Source organism: Streptomyces sp. NPDC043908, from assembly GCF_056435525.1.
Map to the genome: position 1 here is coordinate 1 of NZ_JBWKEI010000003.1, position 25,816 is coordinate 25,816.

Consider the following 25,816-nt stretch of genomic DNA (forward strand, 5'->3'; position numbering starts at 1 on the left):
TTCTTCACCGCGCCCGCGATCGCCTTGGAGTCCACCGCGTCCACGATCAGCGCGTCGACCTTGTTGGTGATCATCGTGTCGACCTGCTGCGTCTGGATCGTCGCGTCCTGCTTGGCGTTCGCGTAGACGACCTGACCCTTGCCCGCCGTGAGCTCCTTGACCATCTTCTCGATGAGCGGCTTGTCGAACTTCTCGTAACGCGCGGTCTGGTTCTCCGGGAGCAGGAGGCCGATCTTGATGGCGCCGCCCTTCCTGGCCCCGGACTTCTTGGCGGGGTCCCCGGACTCCTTGGCGCTTCCGCAGGCGGCGAGGGAGACGGCCAGCGCGGTGGCGGTCGCGGACACGGCGGCACGACGCATACGGGTGTTCATCGAGAGACCTCCCCTGACATGGCCGCGTCCTCGCGGCCGAGGTGGCTGGAAGTCAACTGGGAGGCGCAAGGGGCGTCAAGGAGTTGAGGGTGAACGAGACCGCAATGAGTCATTCCGTTGATTAGTCGAAGAAGCAACAACTCTGAGCGACGGAACGCCGGTTGGGACGCGGGTGGGACGGCGGTCGGGACGGCGGTGGGACGGCGGTCGGGACGGCAGCCCTCGCGCCCCCGGTTCCGCCGTATCCGGCCCGCCCCCCGGCCCGCCGGTCACGCCAGCCGGAACGCGTCCGCCAGCGCGTCCGCCTGGGCCAGGAGCAGGGTCCGCGTCCTCGGACCGATCCCGCCGTACTGGCCCGACACCGCGAGGCTGACCGTGCCGTGCAGTTGCGACCAGGCGAGCACCGCGCCCGCCAGCGCGGTACCGGTCCGCGCGTCGTACGGGGGCAGCCCCGTGTGTTCTGCGATCCACGCGGCCAGCGAGTCGTCCTCCCGTACCCACCCGGCCATCTCCTCCACCGTCGGGCGGAACGCGTCGCTGGGGTCGCCGGAGGCGAAGACGGTGAGGAAGGGGCCGAGCGCGGCCCGCGCGCGCTCCGCCGTGTCGGGCGGCGCGGCATGGCCCGGCACCGGGGTCCCCTGGATCAGCAGATAGCGGTGCGGCTGCGCGGTGGCCCAGTCGAGGAACGCGTCGGCGAGGGTGTGCAGCACCGCGCGGGCGTCCCTCGCACCGAAACCCCGGGCATGGGTGACGGCGTGCGCCAGATCGTCGTACGCGTCCCGGATCAGCTCGTCCAGCAGTTCGTCGCGGCCCGCGAAGTAGCGGTAGAGGGCCGGTCCGGACAGCCCCATGTCCCGGGCGATCCGGGTCAGCGCCACCGCCTGGGCGCCGCCCTCGGCCAGCTGGTCCAGCGCCGCCGCCTTGATCTCGGCGCGCGTCTGCTCCCGGTATCGGGCCCGGGGACTCCTCACCTCGGCGGTCATGGGTCCTCCTGCGTCCACCGGGGTCGTGTGCGGCGCGGCGGCGGACGCGGTGCCTCGCGTCGCTCCCTGACTCAATGATCCCCTCGTGAGGCCGCTTCGCCAGGGCTACGGGCCGTCACCGCGCCGGACCGGCGCGGGAGGGCGCGTGCGGTGTGTCTCCTGCGTCATCATGCGGATGCGTACCGTTGCCCCTGACCGCGTGAGAAAGAAGGCCGCCGGTGGCTCCGCATTCCGAGGGCGGCCGCGACGCCGGGCCGGGCCGTGCCGGTACGGCCGCCGCCGAGCCCCTGTCCGACCGCGGCCGCTGGCGGGCGCTCGCGGTGTGCCTGGTGGCGGGGTTCATGACGCTGCTCGACGTGTCGATCGTCAACGTCGCCCTGCCCTCGATCCGGGTGGCCCTGGACGCCCCGGAGGCCGACCTCCAGTGGGTCCTCTCCGGGTACGCCCTCGCCTTCGGGCTCTTCCTCGTCCCGGCCGGGCGGGTCGGCGACGCCCGGGGCAGGCGCGCGGTGTTCATGACCGGGCTCGCCCTGTTCGTCCTCGCCTCGGCGGCCTGCGGGGCCGCCCAGTCCAGCCTCTGGCTGGTGGCGGCCCGAGCCGTCCAGGGCCTGGCCGCGGGGCTGATCTCGCCGCAGATCTCGGCCCTGATCCAGCAGATGTTCACCGGCGCCGAACGCGGCCGTGCCTTCGGGATGCTCGGCAGCGTCATCGGCCTCTCCACCGCTGTGGGCCCGCTCCTCGGCGGGCTGCTCATCCACGCGGCGGGCCCGCGGGAGGGCTGGCGCTGGGTGTTCTACGTCAACGTGCCCCTCGGGATCGGCTGCCTGCTGCTGGCCCGGCGGCTGCTCCCGGACACCCCGTCCGCCCGCCGCATCTCGCTGCGCGCGCTCGATCCGGCCGGGGTGCTGCTGCTGGGCGCCGGAGTCCTGGCGCTGCTCCTGCCGTTCGTCCAGGCCCAGCAGTGGCACGGCCCCGAGAAGTGGCTGCTCCTGGTCCTGTCGGCCGCGCTGCTCACGGCGTTCGTGGCCTGGGAGCGGCGCCAGAGCGCCGGCGGCGCGTCCCCGGTCGTCGACCTCACGCTGTTCCGCGACCGCGGCTACTGGCTGGGCTGCGCCCTGATCCTGCTGTACTTCGGCGGGTTCACCTCGATCTTCTTCATCAGCGCCCTCTACCTCCAGGCGGGACTGCATCTGAGCGCGCTGCTCGCGGGCCTGGCCATCACCCCGTTCGCCGTCGGCTCCGCAGTCGCCGCCACCATCGGCGGGCGCCTCGTCGGCCGCTTCGGGCGCCGGCTGGTCGCGGTGGGCCTGGTCATGGTCGCCACGGGCCTGGGCGCCACGGCGCTCGCCGTCCACCTGGTGCCGGGCAGGTCCGCGGCATGGGCGATGACGGCTCCGCTGCTCCTCGCCGGGCTCGGCAGCGGTCTGGTCATCGCCCCCAACCAGACGCTGACGCTCTCCCGGGTCCCGGTCCGCTCGGCGGGCAGTGCGGGCGGCACCCTCCAGACCGGCCAACGCGTCGGCTCCGCCGTCGGCATCGCCGCCGCCGGGGCGGTCTTCTTCGCGCGGCTGGCGGACGACGGCTGGGCGGCGGCGTACGACCACGGACTGCTGGTGTCGCTCGCCTTCGTGGTCGGCGCGCTGCTCCTCGCCCTCGGCGACCTGCGGGCCGGCGCACGCGAGAGCCGGACCCGGACGACCTGAACCCCCTTGCGCGGACGGGTGCCTCGCCGCTCAGGGCGTACCCCTCACCTCGCCTCCCTGACGGCCCGCCGCCACGCCGAGTCGACCGAGAGCAGGGCGGCGGGGGCGAGGTCGGCGGGGACGTCCGGCAGGAAACCGCCGCCGTCCACGGGACCGGGGCCGAGGGACCGCGCCGGGCCGCGTCGCGCCGCACTCCCTCGGCCCGCCCAGTGCTCGCGCGCCTCGTCCCGTACGTCGACGAGGGCCTGGCGGCGCTCCACCGGCGGCGGGGCGAACCGGCCGCCCGCCGCCCGGGCCTGCTCCTGCCACCGGTCCTGCCAGAACTCGACGGTCCAGCCCGGCCAGCGCGCCTCCATCTGGTAGGCCCCGGCCTGGGCGCCCAGCAACCACCAGCCCACCAAACGCCGCGCCGGGTCGACGTGCAGCCCGGAGAGCACCGCGAACTCGCACCGGCCGTGGTCGGGCGCCGCTGCGAGGCGGTCGAGGAGGGCGGGCCCCTCCGCCACCGGGTGGTCCCCGGCGGCGGCGAGGAGATGGCAGCGGCCGGTGCCCACGGTGACGACCGTGGCGAGCGGATCGTCCTCGGCCAGTTCCCCGTCGCCCGGGGCGAGCGGAGCTCCCGCGCGCACCTCGCGGCCCGGATCGCGTACCGCGTCCGGGTCAAGGCCCAGGTAGGCGCGCAGCTCGGCAGGGCCGTCGAAGGTCCAGCGCACCTGCCAGCCCGGCCACGAGTGGCGCAGCAGCTCCAGGGCGGCCGCCCGGTGGCGCATACAGGTGGTCGGCCCGTCCCGGACGAAGACCAGCAGCACCCGGCGGTGCGGGTCGACCAGGACCGCGCCCTCGCAGCGGACGTCGTCGAGCCAGCCGTGGCGCGCGGGGTCGTGGGCGCGCAGGAACGGCAGCACGACGTCGGGACCGGCCAGCAGGTCGAGATCGAGCCCGGCCGCCCCGAACCGCGACTCGTACAGCTCGTACCGCTCGTGGTCGCCGCTGCCGGGAACGACGGCGAAGGTTGCCCATTCGGCCATGGTCGAGAGGATCTCAACCGGTGTGCCGCCCCACCACCCGGTTCCGGGCGGTGCGTCCAGTGATCCACACCACGGACGGACGGCCGCGACGGCCGTAGGGTGCGCTCCTGTGAGCAGACACATCGCGTTCGAGCGGTTGCACAACTTCCGTGACCTGGGCGGCTATCGCACCGAGGACGGCTCCACCGTGCGGTGGGGACGGCTGTACCGCGCCGACTCGCTGGGCAAACTCCAGGGCGAGGACTGGGAGCGGTTCCTGGGCCTGGGAGTGCGGACGGTCATCGACCTGCGCTACCCGTGGGAGATCGAGGGCAAGGGGCGCGTCCCCGAGCACGTTTCGCTGACGTACCGCAACCTCAGCGTCGAGCACCGCCCGTACGACCAGGCGAGCCTCGGCGCGGACGTGGACACCGGCCGGTACCTCGCCGACCGTTTCCTGGAAGTCGCCCACGACGGAGTGGAGGAGCTGCGCGAGGCGCTGCGGGTCATCGCCGCGCCCGGCAGCGGGCCGCTGGTCTTCCACTGCGCCTCGGGCAAGGACCGCACCGGTCTGCTCGCCGCGCTCGTGCTGACCCTGCTCGGCGTCCCCGAGGAGGCCGTCATCGAGGACTTCACCCTCACCGGGCTCGCCACCGACCGCCTGATCGCCGACTGGCGGGCCGCCCACCCCGGCCGCGAGATCACCTGGCCGGACTACGGCCGCGCCCCCGCCGCCGTCATGCGCCTCTTCCTCGACGGCCTCGCGGACCGGCACGGCTCGGTGCACGCCTACGCACGCGAACTGCTCGGCGCCGACGAGCAGTTGGTCGACGCGCTGCGCGCCGGGCTGCTGGAACGCGCGGCCGAGCCCGTCGCCGTCGCGTAACCGGCTCGCCGGGCCGGGCCCCCGGCGGACCCTTCTGCCCGCCACGCGCCGCGCCTATGGTGGGTCGTCATGTGTGTCCGCCCGGAAGGGGACTGATGGTGCGTAGAACCAGGATCATCCGGCACACCGCCGCACTCGCGGCCGCCCTGCTGATCGGCGCGGGGGCCGGCGCGGGAGCCACCTCGGCCGCCGCCGACGAGAGCGGGCCGGCCCGGGCGAACCGGAACGCCGCCGCGCTCGACGCCTACTGGAGCCCGGCGCGGATGGCCGCCGCGCTGCCCGCAGAGACGGCGAAGGGCGCCGGAGCCGGGCCGACGGCCTCGCCCACCGAGGACGGACCCCGGCCCGGTGAGCACATCCCGCCCAGCCGGAGCTTCGACGGCATCCCCCAGGCGGGCACGTTCTTCTGGACCGACGCCCACGGCACCGGCCGCACCTGCAGCGGCTCGGTGGTCCGCAGCCCCGGACGCGACCTGGTGCTGAGCGCCGGACACTGCCTGAAGGGCTACGCGGGACCCGCGCCCCGGCGCCGTCTCGCGTTCGTGCCGCGCTACCACGACGGGACCAAGCCGTTCGGCGCCTTCCCCGTGGTGACCGACGGCGTCTACGTGCCGCAGCCGTACTACGACCTGGGCGAGCACGCCGGAGCCGCCTACGACTTCGGGTTCGCGCGCACCGAGCCCAACCAGGACGGCACCAGGCTCCAGGACGCGGTGGGCGGAGTCCGCCTGCTCACCGGCACCGGCTACTCCCACCTCCCGGTACGCATGATCGGCTATCCGGGCAACGCGCAGCGGCCGCTGGAGTGCTGGAGCCGCACCACCAGGTTCGTCAGCGACGACCCCGCCGACCCCGGCACCTTCGCGCGCGTCGCCTGCGACGCGTTCGTGGGCGGGACCAGCGGCGGACCGATGCTGGTGCCGGGGTGGGACGGCTGGGGCGTGATCGGGGTCATCGGCGGCTACCACACCGGCGGCAACACCCCGCAGGTCTCCTACAGCGCCCCCTTCGGCGCCGCCGCCCGGGCGCTCTACCGCGCCGCGGTCAGGGGCGCCCCACCGGCGGGTCCCGCGTCCTGAGTGCCGTCCCCACCGGAGAGCGGGAGCCCGCCGCAGGGGTTCAGCGGGCCAGGGCCTGCAAACCCTTGCGCAGATCGTCCTGGTTCATGACCGGCGTGAAGTCGACCTTCGCGCCCATTTCGAGGAAGAACGGTTCAGCGGTCTTCGGAATCTGCGACGAGTCCTCCAGGTCGAACACGAGGTAGGCGGTACGGCACCCGTTGCGCGAGGTGAAGTAGGCGGCCTCGGGGTGGATCGCCTCCACGGCGGCTTCCATCGTCTTCTGCATCGAGCCGTTCCTGATGGCCTCGTTCGCCTTCTCGGTGTCCAGTTGGGCGGTCAACAGCATGCGCACGAAACTCACCCCTTCCCGACCGGGTGGGTGCTCACTTGCGGCGCACCGGTGACTCCCGGCCGCGTACACCACCAGCGTCTCCCCTCGGCGCCGATAGCACAACGCGGGAGATCCCGCACACCGGCGCGACGGGAGGTGGGCGTTCCGGCGGGGCGGGTCGTCGTACAAAATGAGGGCCCGGTTCCTGTTATCCCCACGCCTGCCAGGGATCTCCGAACGACGGGAGCGCACAGACGACGCCAGTGGGTGAGGGAGCGGATGCACAGGGACAGCACGTCCATGCCGGAGCTGGTGGGCGCCGCGCGGACCGGCGACGCCCAGGCGCGCGAGCGGCTCGTCGCCGACTACCTCCCGCTGGTCTACAACGTGGTCGGCCGCGCCATGGACGGCCACGCGGACGTGGACGACGTGGTGCAGGAGACCATGTTCCACGCCCTGGAAGGCCTCGACGGGCTGCGCGAACCGTCCCGCTTCCGGTCCTGGCTGATCGCCATCGCGATGAACCAGATACGCCACCGCTGGCGCGCCCAGCAGTACACGACCCCGGCCGCCCCCGAGCAGCTGGCCGCGGCCGCCGACCCGGAACCGGACTTCGTGGACCTCACCATCCTGCGCCTCGGCCTGTCCGGGCAGCGCCGCGAAGTGGCCGAGGCGACCCGCTGGCTCGACGAGAGCGACCGCGAACTCCTCGCCCTGTGGTGGCAGGAGGCGGCGGGCGAGCTCACCCGTGCCGAACTCGCCGAGGCGATGGCCCTCACCCCGCAGCACACCGCCGTCCGGGTCCAGCGCATGAAGGCCCAGCTGGAGGTGGGCCGGGTCGTGGTGCGGGCGCTCGGGGCCCGGCCGCTCTGCGACGAGCTGGCCCGGACCGTCGCCGGGTGGGACGGCCGCCCCGCCCCGGTGTGGCGCAAGCGGATCGCCCGCCACACCCGTGACTGCCGGACCTGTTCCGGGCGGGGCGCGGGGCTGGTGCCCGCCGAGGGGCTGCTCGCCGGCCTCGCCCTGCTGGCGCCGCTGTACGGGGCCGCGCAGTTCGTCCCGGGCGCCCGTCTGGCGCCGGTCGCGTCCACCGCGCCCGTGCCGGGCGCCGCCGGGACGGGGCCCGCCGCACCGGCGAAGGCACCCGCGTACGCGGTCAAGGGCGCGCTCGCTCTCGCGCTCGCCGCCGTCCTCGCCGTCGGCACCGCCCTGCTCTGGCCCGACCCGAGGCCGCGGGCCACTCCCGCGCCGCCCGTCGCACCCCGGACCACCGCCCCTACCGTCCTGCCGTCCCCCTCCGCCCCACCCGTACGGCCATCCGCCAAGCCGAGCCCGTCGCCCACCTCCACCCCGAGGACCGCCCGGCCCACGCCGGTCGGCGTGCCCCCCGAGCAACGGCTGCTGCGGCTGGTCAACAGCCGCCGGAGCGCGGCCGGCTGCGCCCCGCTGCGGATGGACCCGCGGCTGACCTCGGCGGCCCAGCGGCACGCCCGGGACATGGTGGCGCGCCACTACTACGACCACGCGAACCCCGAGGGGCGGCACGCCGACGCCCGGATGCGGAGCGCCGGGTATCCGGTCGGGGCCTGGGCGGAGAACCTGGACCGGGGGACGGCGGACCCGGCCGCGATCGTCGAGGACTGGACGGACGGCGCGATCCACCAGCGCAACATGCTCGACTGCGGCTACCGTGACACCGGCGTGGCCGCCGTGCCGGGGCCGGGGGGCACGGTGTGGGTGCAGGACTTCGCGGGCGCCTCGCCCTGAGGCGGTCTCCCGTCCCGGGGCGGTTTCCCGTCCCGGGACGGCCCGCCGTCCCGCGCCCCCACCGCTGCCGGGCGCGGGTCAGCTGCCGAAGTTCTGCACCCACCACGGGCCGTTGCCGCTGAGGTTGACCCCCACACCGATGTCCTTGAAGCCGCAGTCCAGGATGTTGGCGCGGTGGCCGGGGCTCTTCATCCAGTCGCGCATCGCGTCGGCTGCGCTCTTCGGCCCCCGGTGGATGTTCTCGCCCCACTTGTGCCAGTCGTATCCGGCGGCGCTCATCCGGTCGCCCGCGTTGCGTCCCTCCGGGCTGTTGTGCTCGTAGTAGTCGCGGGCCGCCATGTCGTCGGCGTGCGCCTGGGCGGAGGTGTTCAGGCGGCCGTTCGCCCTGAAGGGCGCGCAACCCGCCTTGGCGCGCTCGGCGTTGGCGAGGTCCACCACCTGCTGGACGTACGAGGCGGCGGCGCCGGTGGGCGCGTTGTCCGTACGCGGAGGTGTGCTCCCGCGCGGTATGCGACCGGCGCCCGGGTGGTGGCCCTGGGTCGTCGTGGTGCCGGTACCGGAGCCCGTGCCCGTGCCCGTGCCGGGGTGCGCGGAACCGGAGGCGGTGCCGGTCCGGCTCGGTTTCGGCTTGGGGGAGGGGGACTTCGCGGGCGCGGTGGAGCGTATCGGGGAGGGGGTGGCGGACGGGGCGGGGGCGTCCGCGGCCGCTCCGGTGCCGAGGGGGTGCCCGGCGGGCGGGGCCGCCTGGGTGCGCACGGCCTCGGCGGGGTCGTCGGAGTGCGGCCACAGCAGCGCTCCCGCGACGGCGGCGACCGCCACGGTCCCGGCCACGGCGGTGCCGACGGCCCGCCGGGACCGCTGCCGGTGCGCACGCCGCCGGGTGGCCCGTCCTTCGCTCGCGGGCCGAACGTGGGGGTGGTCGTCGTGGTGCTGCATGGGGCTCCGCTCTCTCTCCGGTACTGCCGGGGTGTCCGGCACATGGGAGAGCGGGAGGCGGCCGGGCCATAACACTTTCCGCGTACGTGACCTGGGCCACAGGGGCCGGTCAGGCGCGCAGGGCGGTGGCTTCCGGCCCGGTGGCGTCGGCGGTGGACGCGTTGAGCAGGGCGATCCCGGCGGCGGTGGGGGTGTGCAGCACCGCGTTGCGGTCCCGTGCCGTGCCGACCAGGCCCGCCGACCGCAGCACCGTGGCGTGTTCGCTCGCGCTCGCCGGGGAGATGCCCGCCCGGGCGGCGAGCTGGCTGGTGGTCAGGCCCGGGTGTTCCGCGATCGCGCACAGCACGGTGGCCCGGGTGCGGCCGAGGAGCGCCGCGAGCGAGCGGGGCGCGGCGCTGAGGGCGCCCGCGGTCACCGTCGCGGGCAGCGGGGACCACGGCGGCCGGTCGTCGCCGACGGGGAAGCTGACCCAGGGCTGCGGCCCGGCGTCGTCGAAGACCGGATACGCCGAGCCGAAGAGCGTCGGCACGAGCAGCAGTCCCCGCCCTTCGAGACGCAGGTCGCCGTCGTGGCCGGATGCCATGGTCAGTTCCAGCACCGGCGGGTTCCAGCGCACCCGCCGCGGGTGGAGCCGCTGGAGCAACCGCTCCACGCCGCCCTCGGTCAGATGCCGCATCCGCCTCGCCCGGTCGACGTCGGCCAGCCGCTCGATCCGGGGCCAGTACGGCGCCACGAGTTGCTCGTACGTGTCCTCGAAGACATCGACCAGCTCCCGCAGGAAGCGGGGATCGTCGGCGAGGCGGCCCGTCCACTCCGGAATCCGCTGGACCCGGCCCGCCCACTGGCCGACGTGTTCCCGTACCCGCCCCGCCGGGGTGGCGCGCACCTTCTCCCACAACTCCTGGACGCCGCCCGGCTCCACCGGCAGGAGGAAGTCCAGCGACCACCCGGTGGGCGGCACCACGTCGAAGGCCAGGCGGTTGCGGGGCGCCAGCCGTGCCAGCGACTCCCGCCGCCACGCGTCGAAACGCGCCCGGTGCACGTTCTCCTGCAACACCCGCAGGGCTACGTCGAGTTCGAGCATCGGCCGCGGTCCCTCGGCCACCCGGGTGCGGGCGAGGTCGTCGGCGGTGAAGTGGATGCGCAGCGTCACGCGCCCGAGCATGGCCTTCGGCCGTGTTTCGGACCAGCCCGAAACACGTCACCTCCGGGGCCGTGGCCCTGCCACGGTGGAGGTGCACGACAACGGGGGAGTGCCGGCCGGCCCACACACGGCTACGGGGGCGGTGGGCCGGCCGGCACTTGCGTGCGTGGGGTGAGCGGGCCGGGTATGCCGTGGGCCCGGCACGGGGGCTTCAGTGGGCGACTTCGGCGACTTCGGCGACTTCGGCGGCTTCAGTGGGTTGCCGGTGCTGACGGTGTGCGGGACGGCTGGAGCGAGGGGAGGCCCGTCGACCTCGGTGGCGGCGTTCGAGGGGGCGCGCTGGTGTCCGGCTGGGGGGTGGTGCCCGGGGTCCGGGCCGACGGCCGGGCGGGCCGTCGCGCCTTCGTCGGCGGCGTGGAGGGCTCGGGCCGGGACGATTCGGCCCGGGAGGGCCGGGGGGAGGGTTGCGGGGAGACCGGGCCCGGAGAGACCGGGCCCGGGGTGGCCGCGGGCAGCGGGTGGTCCGGCGCACCGCCCGGCTCCACGGCCAGGTAGCCGATCGCCACGGCCGCCGCGGTGGCGAGCGCGGCCAGCGGCAGGGCCAGGCGGCGCAACCCCGGGGTGGGCGGCCACGACCGGACGAGCGCGGTCCGGCGCAGATGCGGGCCCGGTGGGTCCGCCGGGCGCAGATCGCGGACCGTCACGGTCTGCGCGCGAGCAGCCAACGCCCGCCGCAGCCGTACCTCGACGGGGCGTTCGGGACTCTCCCCGCCGCTCATGTCCACTCCTCTCACGACCGCTCCTTCAAGATCTTCTCCAGGGCGTCCAGGCCCCGGCTCGCCAGCGACTTCACCGAGCCGCGGCTGATCCGCAGCGTCTGCGCGATCTCGGCCTCGGTGAGCTCGCCCCAGTACCGCAGCACCAGCACCTCACGGCGGCGCGCGCTCAACCGCCCCAGCGCGGCCAGCACTTCGCGGTGCTCCTCGTCGAGGACGACGCGCTCCTCGGCGGAGGGCGCGTCGGCCTCGTACGGCGGGGTGTACGCGCGCGCCGTGCGCCGCCGCCGCAGCACCGAGCGGGAGGCGTTGACCACGGCGGTACGGAGATAGGCGAGCGCGTTGTCCACCTCGGCGATCTCCTCGCCGTGGCGCCGGTACAGCGCGGTGAACGCGTCCTGCACCACGTCCTCGGCCGTGGCCCGGTCGTCCACGAGCATCACCGCGAGGTGCACCATGCGCAGCCGGTGCGCGTGGTAGAGCCCGCTGATGGTCGGCCGTGCGGGGTGCGGGCCGTACCCGCCGAGGACGGCCGGGCGCTCCGGCCCGGTGGCCAGCCGGTCCCGGCGCAGCAGCCAGTGCAGAAAGGCGCGCGGGCCCAGACGCCCTGGCGGCGCCGGGTACCGGACGGCGGTGTACTCCATCACTTCCTCGGGTGGAACGGCGCGGCCCCGCACGGCGGGGCCGTCCTGCGCCTCAGTGGTTCTGTCGCCGCCGGACGGCGTAGACGGTCCCGGCGCCCGCGGCGATCAGCGCGCCCGCTCCGGCACCCAGGACCGTGTTGGTCTTGGACGAGCCAGTATGGGCCAGTTCGTCCTGGCGTGTCGAAGGGGAGGGCGCGGCGCTGGGTTCGGTGCCGGGCCGGGACTCGCTTGGGGTCTTCGTCGGGGGCGCCGGCTCGGGCGCGCTCGGGGGCGTGCTGGGCGCGGCGGTGGGCCGCAGGCTGGGGGAGGCGGGCGTCGTGGCGGGTGCGGGGCGCTGGGGTGAGGTGGACGGCGCCACGGTCGGTGCGGCGGACGCCGGGGCGGGGCGGGTGGTGGCCAGATGGCGCGGCTGCGTGCCGCCGTCGGCGTGGGCCGTGCCGGCCAGGGCGGGCACGGCGAGCGCGGCCAGCAGTCCGGCGGCGGCTGCCCCGCGGGCGAAGGTGCGGCCGTGGTGCTTCGTGGTGTTCACGTAGTACGTCTCCAGGTCGGCTGAACGGCGTCGGACGACGCCCTTCACCCCTCACGACGTGCGGCGCGGGCCGGGGTTGCCGACCAGTCGAAGAAAGTTTTCGTACCGCGTCGGCGCACCCCTCACCCTTCCCCGGTGAGCGTGTCCACGACGGTGCCCGCGAACTCCTGGGCGAGTGGCCCCAACGCGTCCCACTGGCGTACCGCCCACCCCGCGGCCAGCGGCGGGAGCGTCGGCAGCGGTACGAAGCGCACCGCGCCCGGGGCGGAGGCGGTCCACCCGGGCAGCGCGGGCACCACGGCGTGGCCGAGCCCCAGCTCGGCCAGGAGGATCGCGGTGTCCCAGTCCGCCACGCTGGTGGTCGAGGCGAGACTGACGTCCAGACCGGTCAGTTGCCGGTCCAGGTGGTGACGGGACCTGGAGTCGGCGGGCAGTTGGATGTGCCGGATACCGGCCAGGTCGGCCGGTTCGATACTGCTCCTGCCCGCGAGGGGATCGTCCGCGTGGACGGCGAGGACCCACGGCAGCTCGATGACCGGACGCTGCTCGATGCCCCGCACGGGGGCGCCGATGGTGATCCAGGCGAGATCGGAGTCTCCCGCGGCGAGCGCGTCGACGCAGGCCCGGCTGGAGTTCTCGGTACGGAACTCCAGCCCGGCGCGGGGGTGCGCGCCCCGGAAGCGCACCACCGCGTCGGACATGAAGTGGCGGACGGTGGTGGCGCCGGTGGCGATCCGCACGGTGCCGCCGTCGCCCTCCCTGAGCTGGCGGAGCTGACGCAGCGCCAGCTCTATGTGGCCGATGCCCTGCGCGGCGGCCTGCTGGAGGATCCGCCCGGCCTGGGTGGGGGCCACCCCGCGCGGGCGCCGCTCCAGGAGGGGCAGCCCGAGCTCGGCCTCCAGCCGCTTGACGTGCTGGCTCACCGCCGACTGCGTACGGGACAGATCGCGTGCCACGGCGCTGAGATTGCCGCTCTCGCAGGCGGCGACGAAGACGCGGAGATCATCGAGAGTCATGAACCCCAAGGTATTGCTTGGGCCTTCGAAAGAAAACCAGAGGATTGACTGGGGTGAGGGGCCCCGCGAGGATGTGACGCGGGGCGGCAACCCGTCCGTGGAAGCCATCAGGGATCCGGACCCGGACGGCGGTCCCCACGGAGGGTGCCGACCCCGGGTGTGGACTTGCGGTCCGGGTGAGCTGACGGCCCCGCAGGTCACGCCATCCGGCGATGAATGCGGGGACTGCGGCGACTTTGGCGTTGCGGCGAGCGGGCAACGGTGCCTGGGCGCCTGGGGCCGTGCGCTCGGGGCCACGGGCCGGCCTGGGAGCCGGTGGCACTTGACCTGCTCCTGTTGTCGGGCCACCCGCCGGCCGCCAAGCGCAGCCCGAACACGCCCCCCGCTTCCCGGGGCACTGGCAGCGCCAGTAGGGCCCCCGGGCCCCGGCGGCGGGAGGGGGAGGGGCCTACTCACACCTCCCGCCGCGATCAGCCCAACCGCTCCCGTATCTGCTCCGCTTGGGCAGCGAGCTCGGCCGCCTCGGGGCTCTCCAACTGCCCGAGACGGGCGATGAGGGCGGTCAGCCGGGCTATGCCGTCGTGTGCCCGGCCCATCTCCTGTTCGGTCAAGGCCGCCCGGGCGGCGCACTGGAACCACTCGCGCAGCGCGTCCTCGCCGAGCCCGGCATAGCCGGTGGACGCGCGGTCGAGGAGTGCGACGATCTCGGTCCGGACGGCCGCGGACGCCTCGGCCATCACGTCCGGTTCGGCACTGGCGGAGGTGCCCCCTCCGTCCTGCCCGTCGTCGTGGTCGTCCTCGTACTCCTCCTCGTACTCCTCGTCCTCCTCCAGGGAGTCCTCAAGGACGGCGGCGAGTTGCTGCCAGGTCTGCGCCCGCTCGTAGCGGGACTCGGGCTCCTCGGAGCCTTCGAGCACGGTGATCGCCTGCTCCATCAGCACGCGCGCCTGCCCGTATCGGTCGTCCCCCGCCGCGCTCTCCGCCGCCAGCCAGGCCAGCGACCGCAGCACCCGGACCTCCCCGACGGGGTTGTCACCCGCCTGCCGCCACAGCTCCAGCGCCCGTCCGTACGCCGACCGCGCCTCCTCGCGCAGCCCGGCCGCCGCGAGCGCCTCGGCGGCGGAGTGGGCCAGGCTCGCCTGCGGACGGGGGTTCTCCCAGCCCTTCGCGGTCTCGGCGGCGAGCAGATACTGCTCGGCCGCCGCGCGCTGGTCGTTGAGTCCGCGCAGCAGTTCACCGAGCATCCGCCGGGCCTCCACCGCCTCCTGCTCCCCGTGCTCCACCAGGTCGGGCAGCGCGGACTGGAGGACCTCGGCCGCCTCGGCGGTGCGCTCGGCCTCCGCGTAGGCGCGGGCCAGCAGCAGGCGCGCCCGGGCGCCGTCGGTCGCGGTGAGCCCCGCCTGGTCCAGCCAGTGCGCCGCTTCCAGCGCGTGCGCCGCCGCCTCGTCGGCCGCGCCGGGGCCGCGCAACAGGATCTCCGCGAGCGTGAGCCGTACGGCGGCGTGCTCCTCGGGATCCGTCAGCTCGGCGGCATGGCCGAGCGCGGCCCGGGCGAGAGCCTCGGCGCCTTCCGCGTCGCCCCGCGCCGCCAGCACGCGCGCCCGCAGCGACAGCGGTTCGACCGCCTCCCAAGGACGCTCGGCGGTGAGGCAGCGCTGCGCGGCGGAGGCCAGCAGGGGCTCGGCCCGGCCGAGGTCACCGGTCATCAGCGCCATCCGGGCCAGGACCAGTTCCGCCTCGGCGACCACATCCGCCACATCCCCACCCCCATCCCCATCCACGTCCGCGCGGTCGCCGGTGCCGTGCGCGGCGACGAACTCCTCCAGCCCGACGGCCAGATGGGCGTCCCGCGTCTGCCGGTCCTCCTCGGGCGTCTCGCGCTCGCGCAGGTACGACTCGATCTGGAGGGTGGTCAGTTCGGCTGCCGCGACCCGGCGGGCGCGAGCGGGGTCGGTCTCGGCCAGGGTCCGCGCGGCCGCGGTGGCGACGGCCAGCAGGTGCCGTATCTCCACGGGCTCCGCGCCCGACCGGGCGGCGGCGGCCGCGACGCCGAGCAGGGCGTAGGCCGCGCGGGCGGGGTGCCCGGCCGCCCGCTGGGCGTCGGCCGCGCGCGCGAACAACTCCCGGGCCTGCTCGGAGCCGGTCCGGGCCGCCGCCGTCGCGCGGAACTCCAGCAGGTCGGCGGCCGTGGCCGCGTCGGGCGACGCCTCTCCCGCCTCGACGAGTTCGGCGACCCGGGCCCAGAGGGCGCCGGCCGAGGGACGGCCCTGCCTCCGGGCCGTACGCGCGTGCTCGACCAGAGTCGCGAGGTCCAGGGTGTCGGTGGCGGCCGCGGCCTGGGCGGGGGCAGCGCCCGGGCGCACGCCCGCGGGCGCCGGGGCCGCCGGAAGTCCCGCGGTGCGCACCCCGAGCGGCAGCACGTCGACCAGGGGCTGCTGGGCGATCCGCTCGGCGAGCCGCTGCGAGACATGCGCGGAGCCGTTGCGGGCGTCGAAGCGGGCGGCGATGGAGGTGGCGTCCGCGAAGAGCCGCTCGTACAGCTCCTTCACCGTGTGTCCCGTGCCCCGGTAGGGGACGGCGGGGCGGTCGCCGTGCCCCAGGTCGGTGAGACGGCGCAGCAGCACCAGGACGCCGCCCGCGAACTCCATCCGCGTCTCGACGTCGGTGAGCGGGCCGAGATGGGTGGTGTGCTCGGCGAGGATCTCCAGGCCGCGCGGTTCGTTGCCGGTCAGCGCGCAGAACTCGATGTGCTTGCCGACCGAGCGCAGCAGGCTGTCGTTGCCGCGGGCCATCCGGTAGCCCCGCAAGTGGTGGGAGCGGGCCTCGTCGAGGCGGCCGAGGCGCACCAGGGGGAGCAGCGAGTGCGCCAGGACCCGGTGGGGCTCCTCCATGCAGGACATCTCACCCGCGAGCACCGGCGCCCAGATCTCGATCGCCTTGGCGTCCTCGCCCTTGCGCGCCCAGTACCAGCCCTGGGTGTTGATCTCGCACGCGTGGCAGTCGCTCATCCGGTCGCGCGAGGCCGCGGTCCAGCCCGCCGCGGCCCGGTCCATGCGGGCCTCGTCGCCAGTCGCCTCGGCGAGGTGGAACTCGGCCTGGCGCACGGCCCGTTCGCTGTATCCGGCGAGCCGGTAGCGGCGCTCCATGTCCACCAGCCAGCCCTCCACCGCGGCGAGCGGGATGTCCGGGGACTCGACGATCCGCCCGGCCACCCACTTGAAGCGCCAGAACAGGCCGTGCACCTCGTAGGCGGGGAAGGCGGCCGGGTCGCGGTCGTACTCCTGGAGCAGACGCGCGAACGGCACCACCATCTTGGTGCGCTCGGCGCTCCACTCGTACGCGTCGATCAGCCGGTCCAGCGCCTGGCGGAACAGCTCGCGGTCCCCGCTCGACTCGGCGGCGGCGGCCAGTGTCTCGGCGCGCGCGTTGCGCGCCGCGCCGTAGGGAGTCCGCGCGTTCTCCGCCAGGGCCTGGCGGATCTCCTCGGGGGTCATGGCGGTCACTTCCGGCCCTCCTGGGGGTGGGTGCCCGGCGTGGAGTGGGTGGCCCATTCCAGGAGGTCCAGGAAGGCCCGGTTGAGCAGGGTGGAGTCGGCCGGGCGCAACGGTCGCTGCGACATCAGCAGCGCCTGGCCGTAGAGCGATTCGACCGCCGTGCCGGTCAGCTCGGCGTCCGGCAGCGTGGCGATCCGACGGATCAGCGGGTTGTTGTGGTTGAGCACCAGCCGCGCGCGCGGGGCGGAGCCGCGCAGGGCGCCGAGGATGTCGTTCCACAGCGAGTCGGCGTTCTCCTGGGCGGCGGCCCGGTCGCGCTCGTGCCGCGCCTGCCGGTCGTCGAGGAACAGCGCGGGCACGGCCACCGGCTGGAAGGCTCGCAGCACCACGTCGCACCCGTGCGGGTCGAGCCGGGTGCGGGCGGTCGACAGGAAGGCGGCGAGCGACAGCTCCGCGGTGGTGGGCACCGGGTCGAGGCGGTCGGTGACCGCGCCCGCGTCGAGCTCGGTCACCTTCAGGCCGGGCCGGATTCCGGGGAGCAGGGCGAGCAGGTCCGCGTCGTACGTGTAGCCCGCGTTGACGACGCCCAGGCCGTGCGCCGCCGCGATCGGGGCGATCTGGCGGAACTCCTCGACGGTCCGGGTGAAGTGGATCTCGGTGTGGGCGGCCGCGAACTCATCCAGGCTGCGCCGGCCGTCGTTGGTCTCGAACGGCAGCCACGGCAGCATCAGCGCGAACAGCTCGGCGTCGTGCCGGGCCAGGGACTTCACGCCCAGGTGATGCACGCTCAGGAACGCGGCGAGGCGCTGGGGGTCGCCCGCGGCGAGCTCCGCGAGCCACTGCCGCAGCCGGGCGCCGAGGGCGTCGCGGACGGCGGCGAGCGTCTCGTCGTCGTACAGGTTCTCCCGCGAGGCCGTGGGGCGCAGGGTGTCGGTGTCGACCACCGCGCGCACGAAGAACGCCCACTCGGGCAGCAGGTTGTCGGCGCGGTCGGTGAGCAGCATGCCCTTGAGGTAGGTGCGGTGCCCGGCCCGGTGCGCCGGGCTGGTCGGCTCCGGCAGTACGTAGGCGACGCCCCGCACGCCCGCGACCGGCAGGTCCAGGTCGATCGAGTCCAGCGGGGTGAAACCGAAGACCCGCGCGCAGTGACCGGAGAGCGCGACGCGGCGGGCGGCCGGGGTCGGGTACTCCCGCTCCCAGACGGGCGGCCGGTCGGTGACCGGGCGCTCGGCGCCGTCGTCCCCCGCGAACGCGATGTCATAGGGCAGCAGGGAGCCGAAGTCGCGGGCGAGCTCCTCCACGCGCGCGGCGGTGGTCCACTCCTCGGCACCCGGGCGCGGTTCGAGGTGGACGGTGGTACCGGGCTCGGGCCTGGCGTCGTCGGGCAGGACGCGGACCGTGTACGACCCGTCGTCGCACGCGAGCCACTCCACCGGGGCGGCGTCGGGGGTGCGCGCCGAGCGGGTGACCACACGGATGCGGCGGGCCACCACGAAGCAGGCGAGCAGGCCGATGCCGAACTGGCCCAGGAACTCCCGCCGGGCGGACTCCAGACCGTGCTCCCCGCCGCGCTTGGAGCTGCGGCCGATCGTGGCGAGCAGGGTGTGCACCTCGTCGGCGGTCAGGCCGATGCCGCTGTCCTCGATGGCGACCCTGCCGCCCACCGAGGAGAGGCGGATGCGGATGCGGGCCCCGGGGTCGTGCGCCCGGCGGGCCGTGACCGCGTCCACCGCGTTCTGCAGGAGCTCGCGGACGTAGACCCGCGGGCTCGAGTACAGATGGTGGGAGAGGAGGTCGACCAGCCCCCGCAGGTCGACCTGGAAGCTGTTGACGTCCGGCGGAGCGCCGTCGGTCGGGGCGGCGGAAGTCATGGATCATCACCTCGCGGGCACAGGGAAACAGGCGATCGCGAGGCCCCCCTCGTCGATCACGACGTGAGCATCAGCGTAGGGGCGGCCACTGACAATCTCCTCCGGGTTTGCCCTCGGCGGTGTTCCGCGCTCCGTGGCGCCGTGATCCTGCGTTTTCGTTACTGTCCGTGTCGGTCCGCTCCTCGTCAAACGTTGATCACAGTTTGGCAAATTTGGAACCCTTACAGCTGCTTTGTCCATCCCCGGAGGCGGAACACGACCGTCGTGCCCCGAGGGGCCGCACCAAGCCGGAGCCATTGATGTCGCACGCGACCACCAGGACCAGGGACGGGGCCGAGACGTACGAGTCCCGGGGCCACCGCCGCGCCTCCAAGGCCCGGCGATGGCTCCTCGTGGTCGTCGGCGTGGGGTTGCTCGGGGCGATCGCGTGGCCGGTCATGAGCTACTTCGAGATACCGCCGTTCACCGACAAGGGCGACCCCATCTCGTACGGCAGGATCGACGACAAGCCCGGCGCCGCCCCCCAGAAGCCCGTGGACTCCAAGACCCTGATGCCGACGGGACCGGCCGCCGACTTCAAGATCTCCAGCACGCTCGGTGACGGCACGCACGTCGGCGTCGTGAAGATCACCGGCAGGAAGTCGGGCTTCACGGGCAAGGTGTGGGTCTGGGCGCCGAAGCAGTACGACGACCCCAAGTACGACAAGAGCGGCTTCCCCGTCCTGATCGCCCTCCCCGGCGGCCCCGGTTTCCCCAACAACTACTGGATGGACAACAACCTCAAGCTGGAGTCGTCCATCTCCAAGTGGGCCGATGAGGGCAAGGGCAAACCGTTCCTGCTGGCCATGCCGGTGCTGAACCCCAAGCCGGACGACGGCGGGCTCTACTGGGACGGCAGCGACATCCCCGGCCAGCCCAGGATGGGCACCTGGCTGACCGAGGACGTGCCCGACCTCATGCGGCAGAACTTCCGCACGATCAAGTCGCGTGACGGCTGGGCCTTCATGGGCTCCTCCTCCGGCGGCTTCGCGGGCCTCAAGGCCGTCCTCAAGCACCCCGACAAGTTCAAGGCCGTCATCGCCTCGGGCCCCGACATCGTCCCGGACTCACCGCTGTGGAACGGCCACCCCCAGGAGAAGGCGGAGAACAACCCGGAGGTGCTCTCCCGGCGGCTGATCGCCGCCAAGGGACCGGACGTGTACCTCGCCTTCCAGTACGGCACGAAGGAGAAGTCCGTCATCCCCAAGGTGAACAAGTACATCGCCACCTACGGCAACAAGGGCCCCATCCACACCCACCTCGAAGTCATCCAGGGCGGCCGGCACAACGCCGTGACGTATGTGAAGGGGATGGACGCGAGCAGCATGCAGTGGATCAGCGAACAGATCGAGGGACCCACTCCGGCGTCCTGAGCCGGGAACGCACATGGCGTCGCCCCTCCGACCGGCGCGGCGTGACCCGGCTGCCGCGCCAGGTGGAGGGGCGGGCCGGCTACCGCTGTGGTTGCAGGAGGTGAATCCACCCCCTGTGGGACGCCTCGCGCCCGCGCTCTCCCTAGCGTGGCCTTCCGGCGGCGGCGCATCGGCACGCCGCCGCAGTCCGGCGACACGCGTGTCCACCACACGCGGTCGCCCTGTCAACGGGAGGCCCCATGAAACAGGTACGGATCCTCGTCGTCGCCCTGGTCAGCGCGGGAGTGCTGGGAGGGGCGGGCATGCTCGCCCCCGCCGACGCGGCCGCGCCGGCCGCGTCGAGCGCCGCCGGCTGCGCGCAGAGCAGGCCGTTCCTGTCGCAGGGCGACACCGGAACCTGTGTCAGGTTCCTCCAGCAGAAGCTCACGGACCAGGGCTTCCGCACCCGCGTGGACGGCATCTTCGGCAGCGGGACCATCAAGTCGGTGAAGTCCTTCCAGTACGTCTGCGGCTACCGGGGCCACGATGTGGACGGCCTGGTCGGCCCCCGGACCTGGGCCGGTCTGCTGGACCACGCCTGCGTCTGAGCGCCCGAAGGCGGCAGGAGCAGAAAGGGGCGGGGTCCGTGATGGCGGCAAGGCCCCCGGGGCGGGGCGCGGGGCGCTCCGTCGGGTCCACGCCATCCCCAGAGTTGGGGATACCGTGCCCCGCCGCCCCCTCCTAGTCTGGGCCCGGCGGAACGTCCCCCGCCCGCGCGGGGGGTGTTCCGGCGCCGAGACCGCGAGCGGACACGGGAGCATGCGATGGAGCACGCGACGGAGCACGCGCACCAGGTTGCCGACGGTCCGCAGTCCGTCATCTGGGACATCACCTACGCCTGTCCGCTGCGCTGCACCCACTGCTACTCGGAGTCCGGCAGACGCCCGTCGCGGCAGGTGAGCCACGAGGACCTGCTCCGGATCGCCGACGCGATCATCACCCTGGGCCCGGTCCAGGTCACCCTCGCCGGGGGCGAACCACTGCTGGTCAAGGGGGTCTTCGAGGTCGCGGAGCGGCTGACGCGCGCGGGGATCTCGGTCCTCGTCTACACCGGCGGCTGGAACTACCGGCCGTGGATGACCGAAGAGCTGGCGCGTGTCTGCGGACGGGTCGTGGTGAGTGTCGACGGTCCCACGCCCGAGGTGCACGACCGAATTCGCGGCAGGGCGGGTTCGTTCGGCCGGGCGATGCGCGCGCTGGCGCTGCTGGAAGACGGTGCGCGGGAGCGGGACCGGCGAGCGGACCGCCCGCTCCCGTTCGCCGTCGACTGCGCGGTCGTCCGGAGCAACATCGACCGGCTGGAGGAGTTCTGCACGGACGTCCTGCCGCGCTTCCCGCACCTCAGCTCCCTGGACTTCGGCGCCGCCGTCCCGTCGGGGCTCGGCAGCCGCGCCGGATACGCCGAGCACGAGCTGCTCACGGACGAACAGCTCGCCCGGCTGGGCAGTGAGGAGCAGCGTGCGCGGCTCCAGTCGCTCGCCCCCGCCACGGTCCGCGTCGGCACGTCGACCAACTTCTCCCTGCAGATGAATCCCGAGCAGGTGGCGCGCGGCCTCGACTTCCAGTCCCTCCAGGTCGAGCCCGACGGGCAGGTGCGGGCCATGCTCATCTACGAGGGGACGGTGGGCAGTCTGCTGGAGGAACCGCCGGCCGAGCTGTGGCGGCGTGCGGTGGAACGGTGGAACGATCCGTTCGTGACCGAGGCGCTCTCCGACGCGGGCACCATGCGGAGCTGGGCCGAGGCCGTCCGGCGCATCGACTACCACTTCGGTTCCGACGAGGTCCGCGCCCGCATCGACCGCCGCCCGGCGTTCGTCGCGCCGGCGACGAAGTGAGCACGGCTGCCCGGAATGTGATCTGCAATACCCGCGTCCACGGCCAGACTTGCAGGTGGGGCGGGTCGCACCTACGGTTGGCGAGCCGTGGTGTTCGGGAAGACCGGTGCAAGACCGGAGCGGCCCTCGCCACTGTGATCGGGCCCCACGTCGTTCAGGCCATGAACGGCTTCGGGTAGCCCGTCCCGTTGTGCCACTGGTGGCCGTGAGGCCGCTGGGAAGGCGGGGACGGTGCGACACCCGGAAGCCAGGAGACCGGCCACGGCATCTCGCGTAATGATCCACGAGGTGCTGGAGCGTGAACGAATGACCCTGCCCACCCCTGCCGCCACATTCCACTGGCGACGTGAGGACACCGTACGCACCGCCTGGCTGCTGGCGGTGATCGCCGCCCTGCACGTCGTCGCGTTCGGCATCCTCTTCCTGCTGGTGGTGCCCGAGCACTACGAGGTCGGTTCCAAGACGTTCGGCCTCGGGCTCGGCGTCACCGCGTACACCCTCGGTATGCGGCACGCCTTCGACGCCGACCACATCGCCGCGATCGACAACACCACCCGCAAGTTGATGGCCGACGGCAAACGGCCGGTGTCGGTCGGCTTCTGGTTCGCCCTCGGGCACTCCAGCGTCGTCGTGGTGATGGCGGCGCTGGTCGCCGGGGGCGCCCAGCTCGCGGGCACCCTGATGAACGACGACTCGCCGACCCATCAGACCCTCGGCGTGGTCGGAACGACCGTCTCCGGATCGTTCCTCTACCTCATCGCCGCCCTCAACCTGCTGGCCCTGGTCGGCATCCTGCGGGTGTTCCGGGCCATGCGCGCCGGGACGTACGACGAGGCCGCGCTGGAACAGCACCTGGACTCACGGGGGTTCATGAACCGCCTCCTGGGGCGTTTCACCAAGTCGATCACCCGCCCCGGCCAGATGTACCCGCTGGGCTTCCTCTTCGGCCTCGGCTTCGACACCGCCACCGAGGTCACCCTGATGGTGATGGCCGGCTCGGGCGCCGCCGCCGGACTGCCCTGGTACGCGGTGCTGTGCCTGCCGCTGCTCTTCGCGGCGGGGATGAGCCTGTTCGACACCATCGACGGCACCTTCATGAACTTCGCCTACCAGTGGGCGTTCTCCAACCCGGTGCGCAAGGTGTTCTACAACCTCACCATCACCGGTCTTTCCATCGCGGTGGCCTTCCTGATCGGCACGATCGAGCTGGTGGGCGTGCTGCACGAGAAGCTGGACCTGCGGGACGCCGTCACCGGGTGGGTCGCGGGCCTCGACCTGGACAACGTCGGCTTCATCATCGTCGGCCTGTTCGTCGCGGTGTGGGCGGCGGCGCTGGCGTACTGGCGGTTCGCCAGGGTCGAGCAGCGGTGGGCGGTACGCGCCGCCGCGGCGCCGGGCCGGACCTCGCCGGACGCCGCCCGCGACGAGGCGGCACCCGGCCCCCGGGGCGAGGCCGTTCCCGCGCCCCGGGACGGCGCCGCGCCCGCCCCGGACGCCGTCGGCTGAAGGCCCCCGCGCCTGGTCGCGGGGGAGACCGGGGCCGGTCCGGTGGGTGTCGTGGCCGGGACGGAGATCCCCGGGACGGAGATCCGTCCCGGGCCCCTCACCGACCGTCGGTCACCCGGCGGCCAGCACCGCCTTGCGGTGGCTGAACGTCTCGATGGAGTAGCGGCCGTGGTAGTTGCCCATGCCGCTCTCCCCGACGCCGCCGAACGGCAGGTCGGAGACGGTGAGATGGGCCAGCGGCAGCCCGAGGCCGAGGCCGCCCGATGAGGTCTCGGCGGCCAGGCGCTCCCGGGTGGTGTCGGACTCGGTGAAGGCGTACAGCGCCAGCGGCTTGTCGCGGTCGTTGATGAAGTCGATGGCCTCGTCCAGGTCGGACACCGTCACGATCGGCAGGATCGGGCCGAAGATCTCCTCCCGCATCACCGGCGACTTGGGGTCGACGTCGGCGAGGACGGTCGGCGCGAGGTACTTGGTGGCGCGGTCGCCCCGGCCGCCGGTGACGACACGGCCGGAGTCGAGCAGACCGTTCAGACGGTCGAAGTGGCGCTCGTTGACGATACGGCCGTACTCGGCGGAGGCCTGCGGGTCGGTCCCGTACAGCGCCTCGATCGCCCGGGTCAGCGCCGGTTCGAGGGCCCGGGCCGTCTCGGGGTCGGTGAGGACGTAGTCGGGCGCGACACAGGTCTGGCCCGCGTTGAGGAACTTGCCCGCGGCCAGCCGGGCCGCGACGCCGGCGATGTCGGCGTCCCGGTCGACGAAGGCCGGGGACTTGCCGCCCAGTTCGAGGGTGACGGGCGTGAGGTGCTGGACGGCCGCGGCCATGACGATACGGCCGACGGTGCCGTTGCCGGTGTAGAAGATGTGGTCGAACCGCTCGGCCAGCAGCGCCGTCGTCTCGGGAACACCGCCCTCCACCACGGCCACCGCGTCCCGGTCGAGATACTCGGGCAGCAGGCGCGCCAGCACGGCGGAGGTGGCCGGAGCCATCTCGCTGGGCTTGGCCACGACCGCGTTCCCGGCGGCCAGGGCGCCGATCACCGGGGTGAGCAGCAGTTGCGCCGGATAGTTCCAGGGCGCGATGACCAGGACCACGCCCAGCGGGTCGTACTGCGTCCAGGCCGTCGCCCCGCCCAGGTGCTCCGGCACGGGCGCGGGCTCGGGGCGCAGCCACCCCGCGAGGTGTTCCAGGGTGTGGTCGATCTCGCGGACGACGAAGCCGATCTCGGTGCGCTGGACCTCGGCCGGGCTCTTGCCGAGGTCGGCGTGGAGGGACTCGACCAGCTCCGCGCCGCGCTCGGTGAGCATCTCGCGCAGGCGTCGCAACTGGGTGGTGCGCCACTCGACGGGCTTGGTGCGGCCGGTGCGGAAGGTGGCGCGCAGCCGGGCCACGGTGTCGGCGGGCTGCTCCTGGGTGGGGTTCATGGTGCCTCGCTGCTGGGGGCGGATCGTCGGTCCGCGCTGTGGTCGTCGGACGAGCCGCAAAGGCTCGATGTATATACCAACAGTTGAGGTACCAAAATACATTCCCGGGTGTGCGGAACGGGCTGGATCCGGCCGCCCGGCTTCCGTATGAGGCGGTCCTGTGCGGGCGTGAGCGGTCCTCCCGCGGATTCATCCCCCGTCAACGAGAAGTTCCCTACCGACCGGTAGACATCGCGCCAACGGCTGATCATTCTTGGCCGTGCGCATGCCAATTCCGTTGCCGTACGTGCCGGTCCCCACGGCCCGGGCGGATCTCCCGCGGACTCCCACCCTCGCGACAGAGGAGCACCGACCCCCCATGCCCCGCACTGCTTGGACGACGCGCACGGCCGTCGCCGTGGCCGCCGCCGCGACCGCCCTCATCGCCGCGCCCACCGCCTCCCAGGCCGCTCCGACGGCTTCCGCCCCGTACTCCGTCGCGGCCCGCACCTCCGCCTCCGGCGCAATCGCCGGGCCCAAGGGCGTCGACCACGCGACCTGGCTGCGCGATGTCCGGACCGTCGTGGACACCGCCCGCCCCTACATCGAGGAGCGCGTGGCCGCCTCACCCGCGGGTGAGAAGCCCGCCATCGTCCTGGACATCGACAACACCTCGCTGGAGACGGACTTCCACCACTTCTGGACGTTCCCGACCCCGGCCATCGACTCGGTCCGCGCCCTGGCACGCGAGGCGAGCTCCCGGGGCGTCGCCGTCTTCTTCGTCACCGCGCGGCCCGGCATCGTCGAGTCCCTCACCTCGTACAACCTCAAGGCGGTGGGCTACCCGGTCACCGGTCTGTACGTCCGCGACCTGCCGGACCTCTTCCACGAGGTCAGCACGTACAAGACGCAGAAGCGGGCCGAGATCGAGGCGCGCGGCTACACGATCATTGCCAACATCGGCAACAACACGACCGACCTCGTGGGCGGGCACGCGGAGCGCGCCTTCAAGCTCCCGGACTACGACGGCAAGCTGTCCTGACCGTCCCCGGACGCGGAGCGGCGCCCCACGGCCCAGGGCCGAGGGGCGCCGCCCGTGCTCCC

At 73.7% G+C, this 25,816-nt stretch carries 22 protein-coding genes and 1 riboswitch; of the genes, 9 read left to right on the forward strand and 13 right to left on the reverse strand.

What is annotated here, in order from left to right; translation table 11 throughout:
* Both AC069K_RS08035 and AC069K_RS08040 read right to left on the reverse strand, forming a co-directional pair.
* Window positions 1-371 (reverse strand): substrate-binding domain-containing protein (locus tag AC069K_RS08035; RefSeq protein ID WP_365107648.1); only part of this gene is annotated, 371 nt, incomplete at its 3' end.
* Between the two features lie 269 nt (window positions 372-640).
* Window positions 641-1,354, reverse strand: a complete 714-nt coding sequence (locus tag AC069K_RS08040; RefSeq protein WP_478613338.1) for a TetR/AcrR family transcriptional regulator — start codon at window positions 1,352-1,354, stop codon at window positions 641-643.
* A 218-nt stretch (window positions 1,355-1,572) separates the two neighbouring features.
* Between AC069K_RS08040 and AC069K_RS08045 the strand changes: the two genes are divergently transcribed.
* Window positions 1,573-3,057: an MFS transporter gene (locus AC069K_RS08045; RefSeq protein ID WP_478613341.1), complete on the forward strand. Its 1,485-nt coding sequence runs from the start codon at window positions 1,573-1,575 to the stop codon at window positions 3,055-3,057.
* A 44-nt stretch (window positions 3,058-3,101) separates the two neighbouring features.
* On the opposite strand, the gene AC069K_RS08050 is transcribed toward AC069K_RS08045, so the two are convergent.
* A complete protein-coding gene (locus AC069K_RS08050) occupies window positions 3,102-4,085 on the reverse strand; it encodes a hypothetical protein (RefSeq protein WP_478613344.1) in 984 nt (327 codons plus the stop codon).
* Window positions 4,086-4,194: 109 nt separating this feature from the next.
* Between AC069K_RS08050 and AC069K_RS08055 the strand changes: the two genes are divergently transcribed.
* On the forward strand, window positions 4,195-4,950 hold the full coding sequence (locus AC069K_RS08055) for a tyrosine-protein phosphatase (RefSeq protein ID WP_478613347.1): 756 nt from the start codon (window positions 4,195-4,197) through the stop codon (window positions 4,948-4,950).
* Window positions 4,951-5,045: 95 nt separating this feature from the next.
* Window positions 5,046-6,029 carry a trypsin-like serine peptidase gene (locus tag AC069K_RS08060; protein ID WP_478613350.1) on the forward strand — a complete coding sequence of 328 codons (984 nt, stop codon included), beginning with the start codon at window positions 5,046-5,048 and terminating at the stop codon, window positions 6,027-6,029.
* A gap of 40 nt (window positions 6,030-6,069) precedes the next feature.
* On the opposite strand, the gene AC069K_RS08065 is transcribed toward AC069K_RS08060, so the two are convergent.
* Window positions 6,070-6,357: a hypothetical protein gene (locus AC069K_RS08065; RefSeq protein ID WP_478614424.1), complete on the reverse strand. Its 288-nt coding sequence runs from the start codon at window positions 6,355-6,357 to the stop codon at window positions 6,070-6,072.
* Window positions 6,358-6,621: 264 nt separating this feature from the next.
* On the opposite strand from AC069K_RS08065, the gene AC069K_RS08070 reads away from it, so the two are divergent.
* Window positions 6,622-8,109: a sigma-70 family RNA polymerase sigma factor gene (locus tag AC069K_RS08070; RefSeq protein WP_478613354.1), complete on the forward strand. Its 1,488-nt coding sequence runs from the start codon at window positions 6,622-6,624 to the stop codon at window positions 8,107-8,109.
* Window positions 8,110-8,187: 78 nt separating this feature from the next.
* Here AC069K_RS08070 and AC069K_RS08075 read toward each other — a convergent pair whose 3' ends face one another.
* The 8 genes from AC069K_RS08075 to AC069K_RS08110 form a co-directional block, all read right to left on the reverse strand.
* Window positions 8,188-9,045, reverse strand: a complete 858-nt coding sequence (locus AC069K_RS08075; RefSeq protein ID WP_478613357.1) for a CAP domain-containing protein — start codon at window positions 9,043-9,045, stop codon at window positions 8,188-8,190.
* A gap of 109 nt (window positions 9,046-9,154) precedes the next feature.
* A complete protein-coding gene (locus tag AC069K_RS08080; RefSeq protein WP_478613360.1) occupies window positions 9,155-10,198 on the reverse strand; it encodes an ArsR/SmtB family transcription factor in 1,044 nt (347 codons plus the stop codon).
* Between the two features lie 242 nt (window positions 10,199-10,440).
* Window positions 10,441-10,983 (reverse strand): hypothetical protein, encoded by a 543-nt coding sequence (locus tag AC069K_RS08085; protein WP_478613363.1) that lies wholly within the window; start codon window positions 10,981-10,983, stop codon window positions 10,441-10,443.
* Complete coding sequence (locus tag AC069K_RS08090; protein WP_365107674.1) at window positions 10,980-11,609, reverse strand: RNA polymerase sigma factor; 630 nt, start codon at window positions 11,607-11,609, stop codon at window positions 10,980-10,982. Before AC069K_RS08090 ends, AC069K_RS08085 begins: the two co-directional genes overlap by 4 nt.
* A 52-nt stretch (window positions 11,610-11,661) precedes the next feature.
* Window positions 11,662-12,138: an LPXTG cell wall anchor domain-containing protein gene (locus AC069K_RS08095; protein ID WP_365107677.1), complete on the reverse strand. Its 477-nt coding sequence runs from the start codon at window positions 12,136-12,138 to the stop codon at window positions 11,662-11,664.
* A gap of 122 nt (window positions 12,139-12,260) precedes the next feature.
* Window positions 12,261-13,154 carry a LysR family transcriptional regulator gene (locus tag AC069K_RS08100; protein WP_358837126.1) on the reverse strand — a complete coding sequence of 298 codons (894 nt, stop codon included), beginning with the start codon at window positions 13,152-13,154 and terminating at the stop codon, window positions 12,261-12,263.
* Window positions 13,155-13,624: 470 nt separating this feature from the next.
* Window positions 13,625-16,657 (reverse strand): tetratricopeptide repeat protein, encoded by a 3,033-nt coding sequence (locus AC069K_RS08105; protein WP_478613368.1) that lies wholly within the window; start codon window positions 16,655-16,657, stop codon window positions 13,625-13,627.
* A complete protein-coding gene (locus AC069K_RS08110) occupies window positions 16,654-18,519 on the reverse strand; it encodes an HSP90 family protein (RefSeq protein WP_478613371.1) in 1,866 nt (621 codons plus the stop codon). The genes AC069K_RS08105 and AC069K_RS08110 overlap by 4 nt, the downstream gene beginning before the upstream one ends.
* A 299-nt stretch (window positions 18,520-18,818) precedes the next feature.
* Between AC069K_RS08110 and AC069K_RS08115 the strand changes: the two genes are divergently transcribed.
* The 4 genes from AC069K_RS08115 (at window position 18,819) to nicT (ending at window position 23,311) form a co-directional block, all read left to right on the forward strand.
* On the forward strand, window positions 18,819-19,931 hold the full coding sequence (locus tag AC069K_RS08115) for an alpha/beta hydrolase (protein ID WP_365107686.1): 1,113 nt from the start codon (window positions 18,819-18,821) through the stop codon (window positions 19,929-19,931).
* A 239-nt stretch (window positions 19,932-20,170) separates the two neighbouring features.
* A complete protein-coding gene (locus AC069K_RS08120) occupies window positions 20,171-20,518 on the forward strand; it encodes a peptidoglycan-binding domain-containing protein (RefSeq protein ID WP_478613374.1) in 348 nt (115 codons plus the stop codon).
* A gap of 216 nt (window positions 20,519-20,734) precedes the next feature.
* On the forward strand, window positions 20,735-21,805 hold the full coding sequence (locus AC069K_RS08125) for a radical SAM protein (RefSeq protein WP_478613377.1): 1,071 nt from the start codon (window positions 20,735-20,737) through the stop codon (window positions 21,803-21,805).
* Between the two features lie 71 nt (window positions 21,806-21,876).
* A riboswitch (cobalamin riboswitch) is annotated at window positions 21,877-22,083 on the forward strand.
* Window positions 22,082-23,311: a Nickel transporter NicT gene (gene nicT, locus AC069K_RS08130; RefSeq protein ID WP_478613380.1), complete on the forward strand. Its 1,230-nt coding sequence runs from the start codon at window positions 22,082-22,084 to the stop codon at window positions 23,309-23,311. It overlaps the preceding riboswitch by 2 nt.
* Window positions 23,312-23,422: 111 nt before the next feature.
* Here nicT and AC069K_RS08135 read toward each other — a convergent pair whose 3' ends face one another.
* On the reverse strand, window positions 23,423-24,733 hold the full coding sequence (locus AC069K_RS08135) for an aldehyde dehydrogenase family protein (RefSeq protein WP_478613383.1): 1,311 nt from the start codon (window positions 24,731-24,733) through the stop codon (window positions 23,423-23,425).
* A 358-nt stretch (window positions 24,734-25,091) separates the two neighbouring features.
* Here AC069K_RS08135 and AC069K_RS08140 point away from each other — a divergent pair, with 358 nt between their 5' ends.
* Window positions 25,092-25,754: an HAD family acid phosphatase gene (locus AC069K_RS08140; protein ID WP_478613386.1), complete on the forward strand. Its 663-nt coding sequence runs from the start codon at window positions 25,092-25,094 to the stop codon at window positions 25,752-25,754.
* Window positions 25,755-25,816 lie beyond the last annotated feature (62 nt).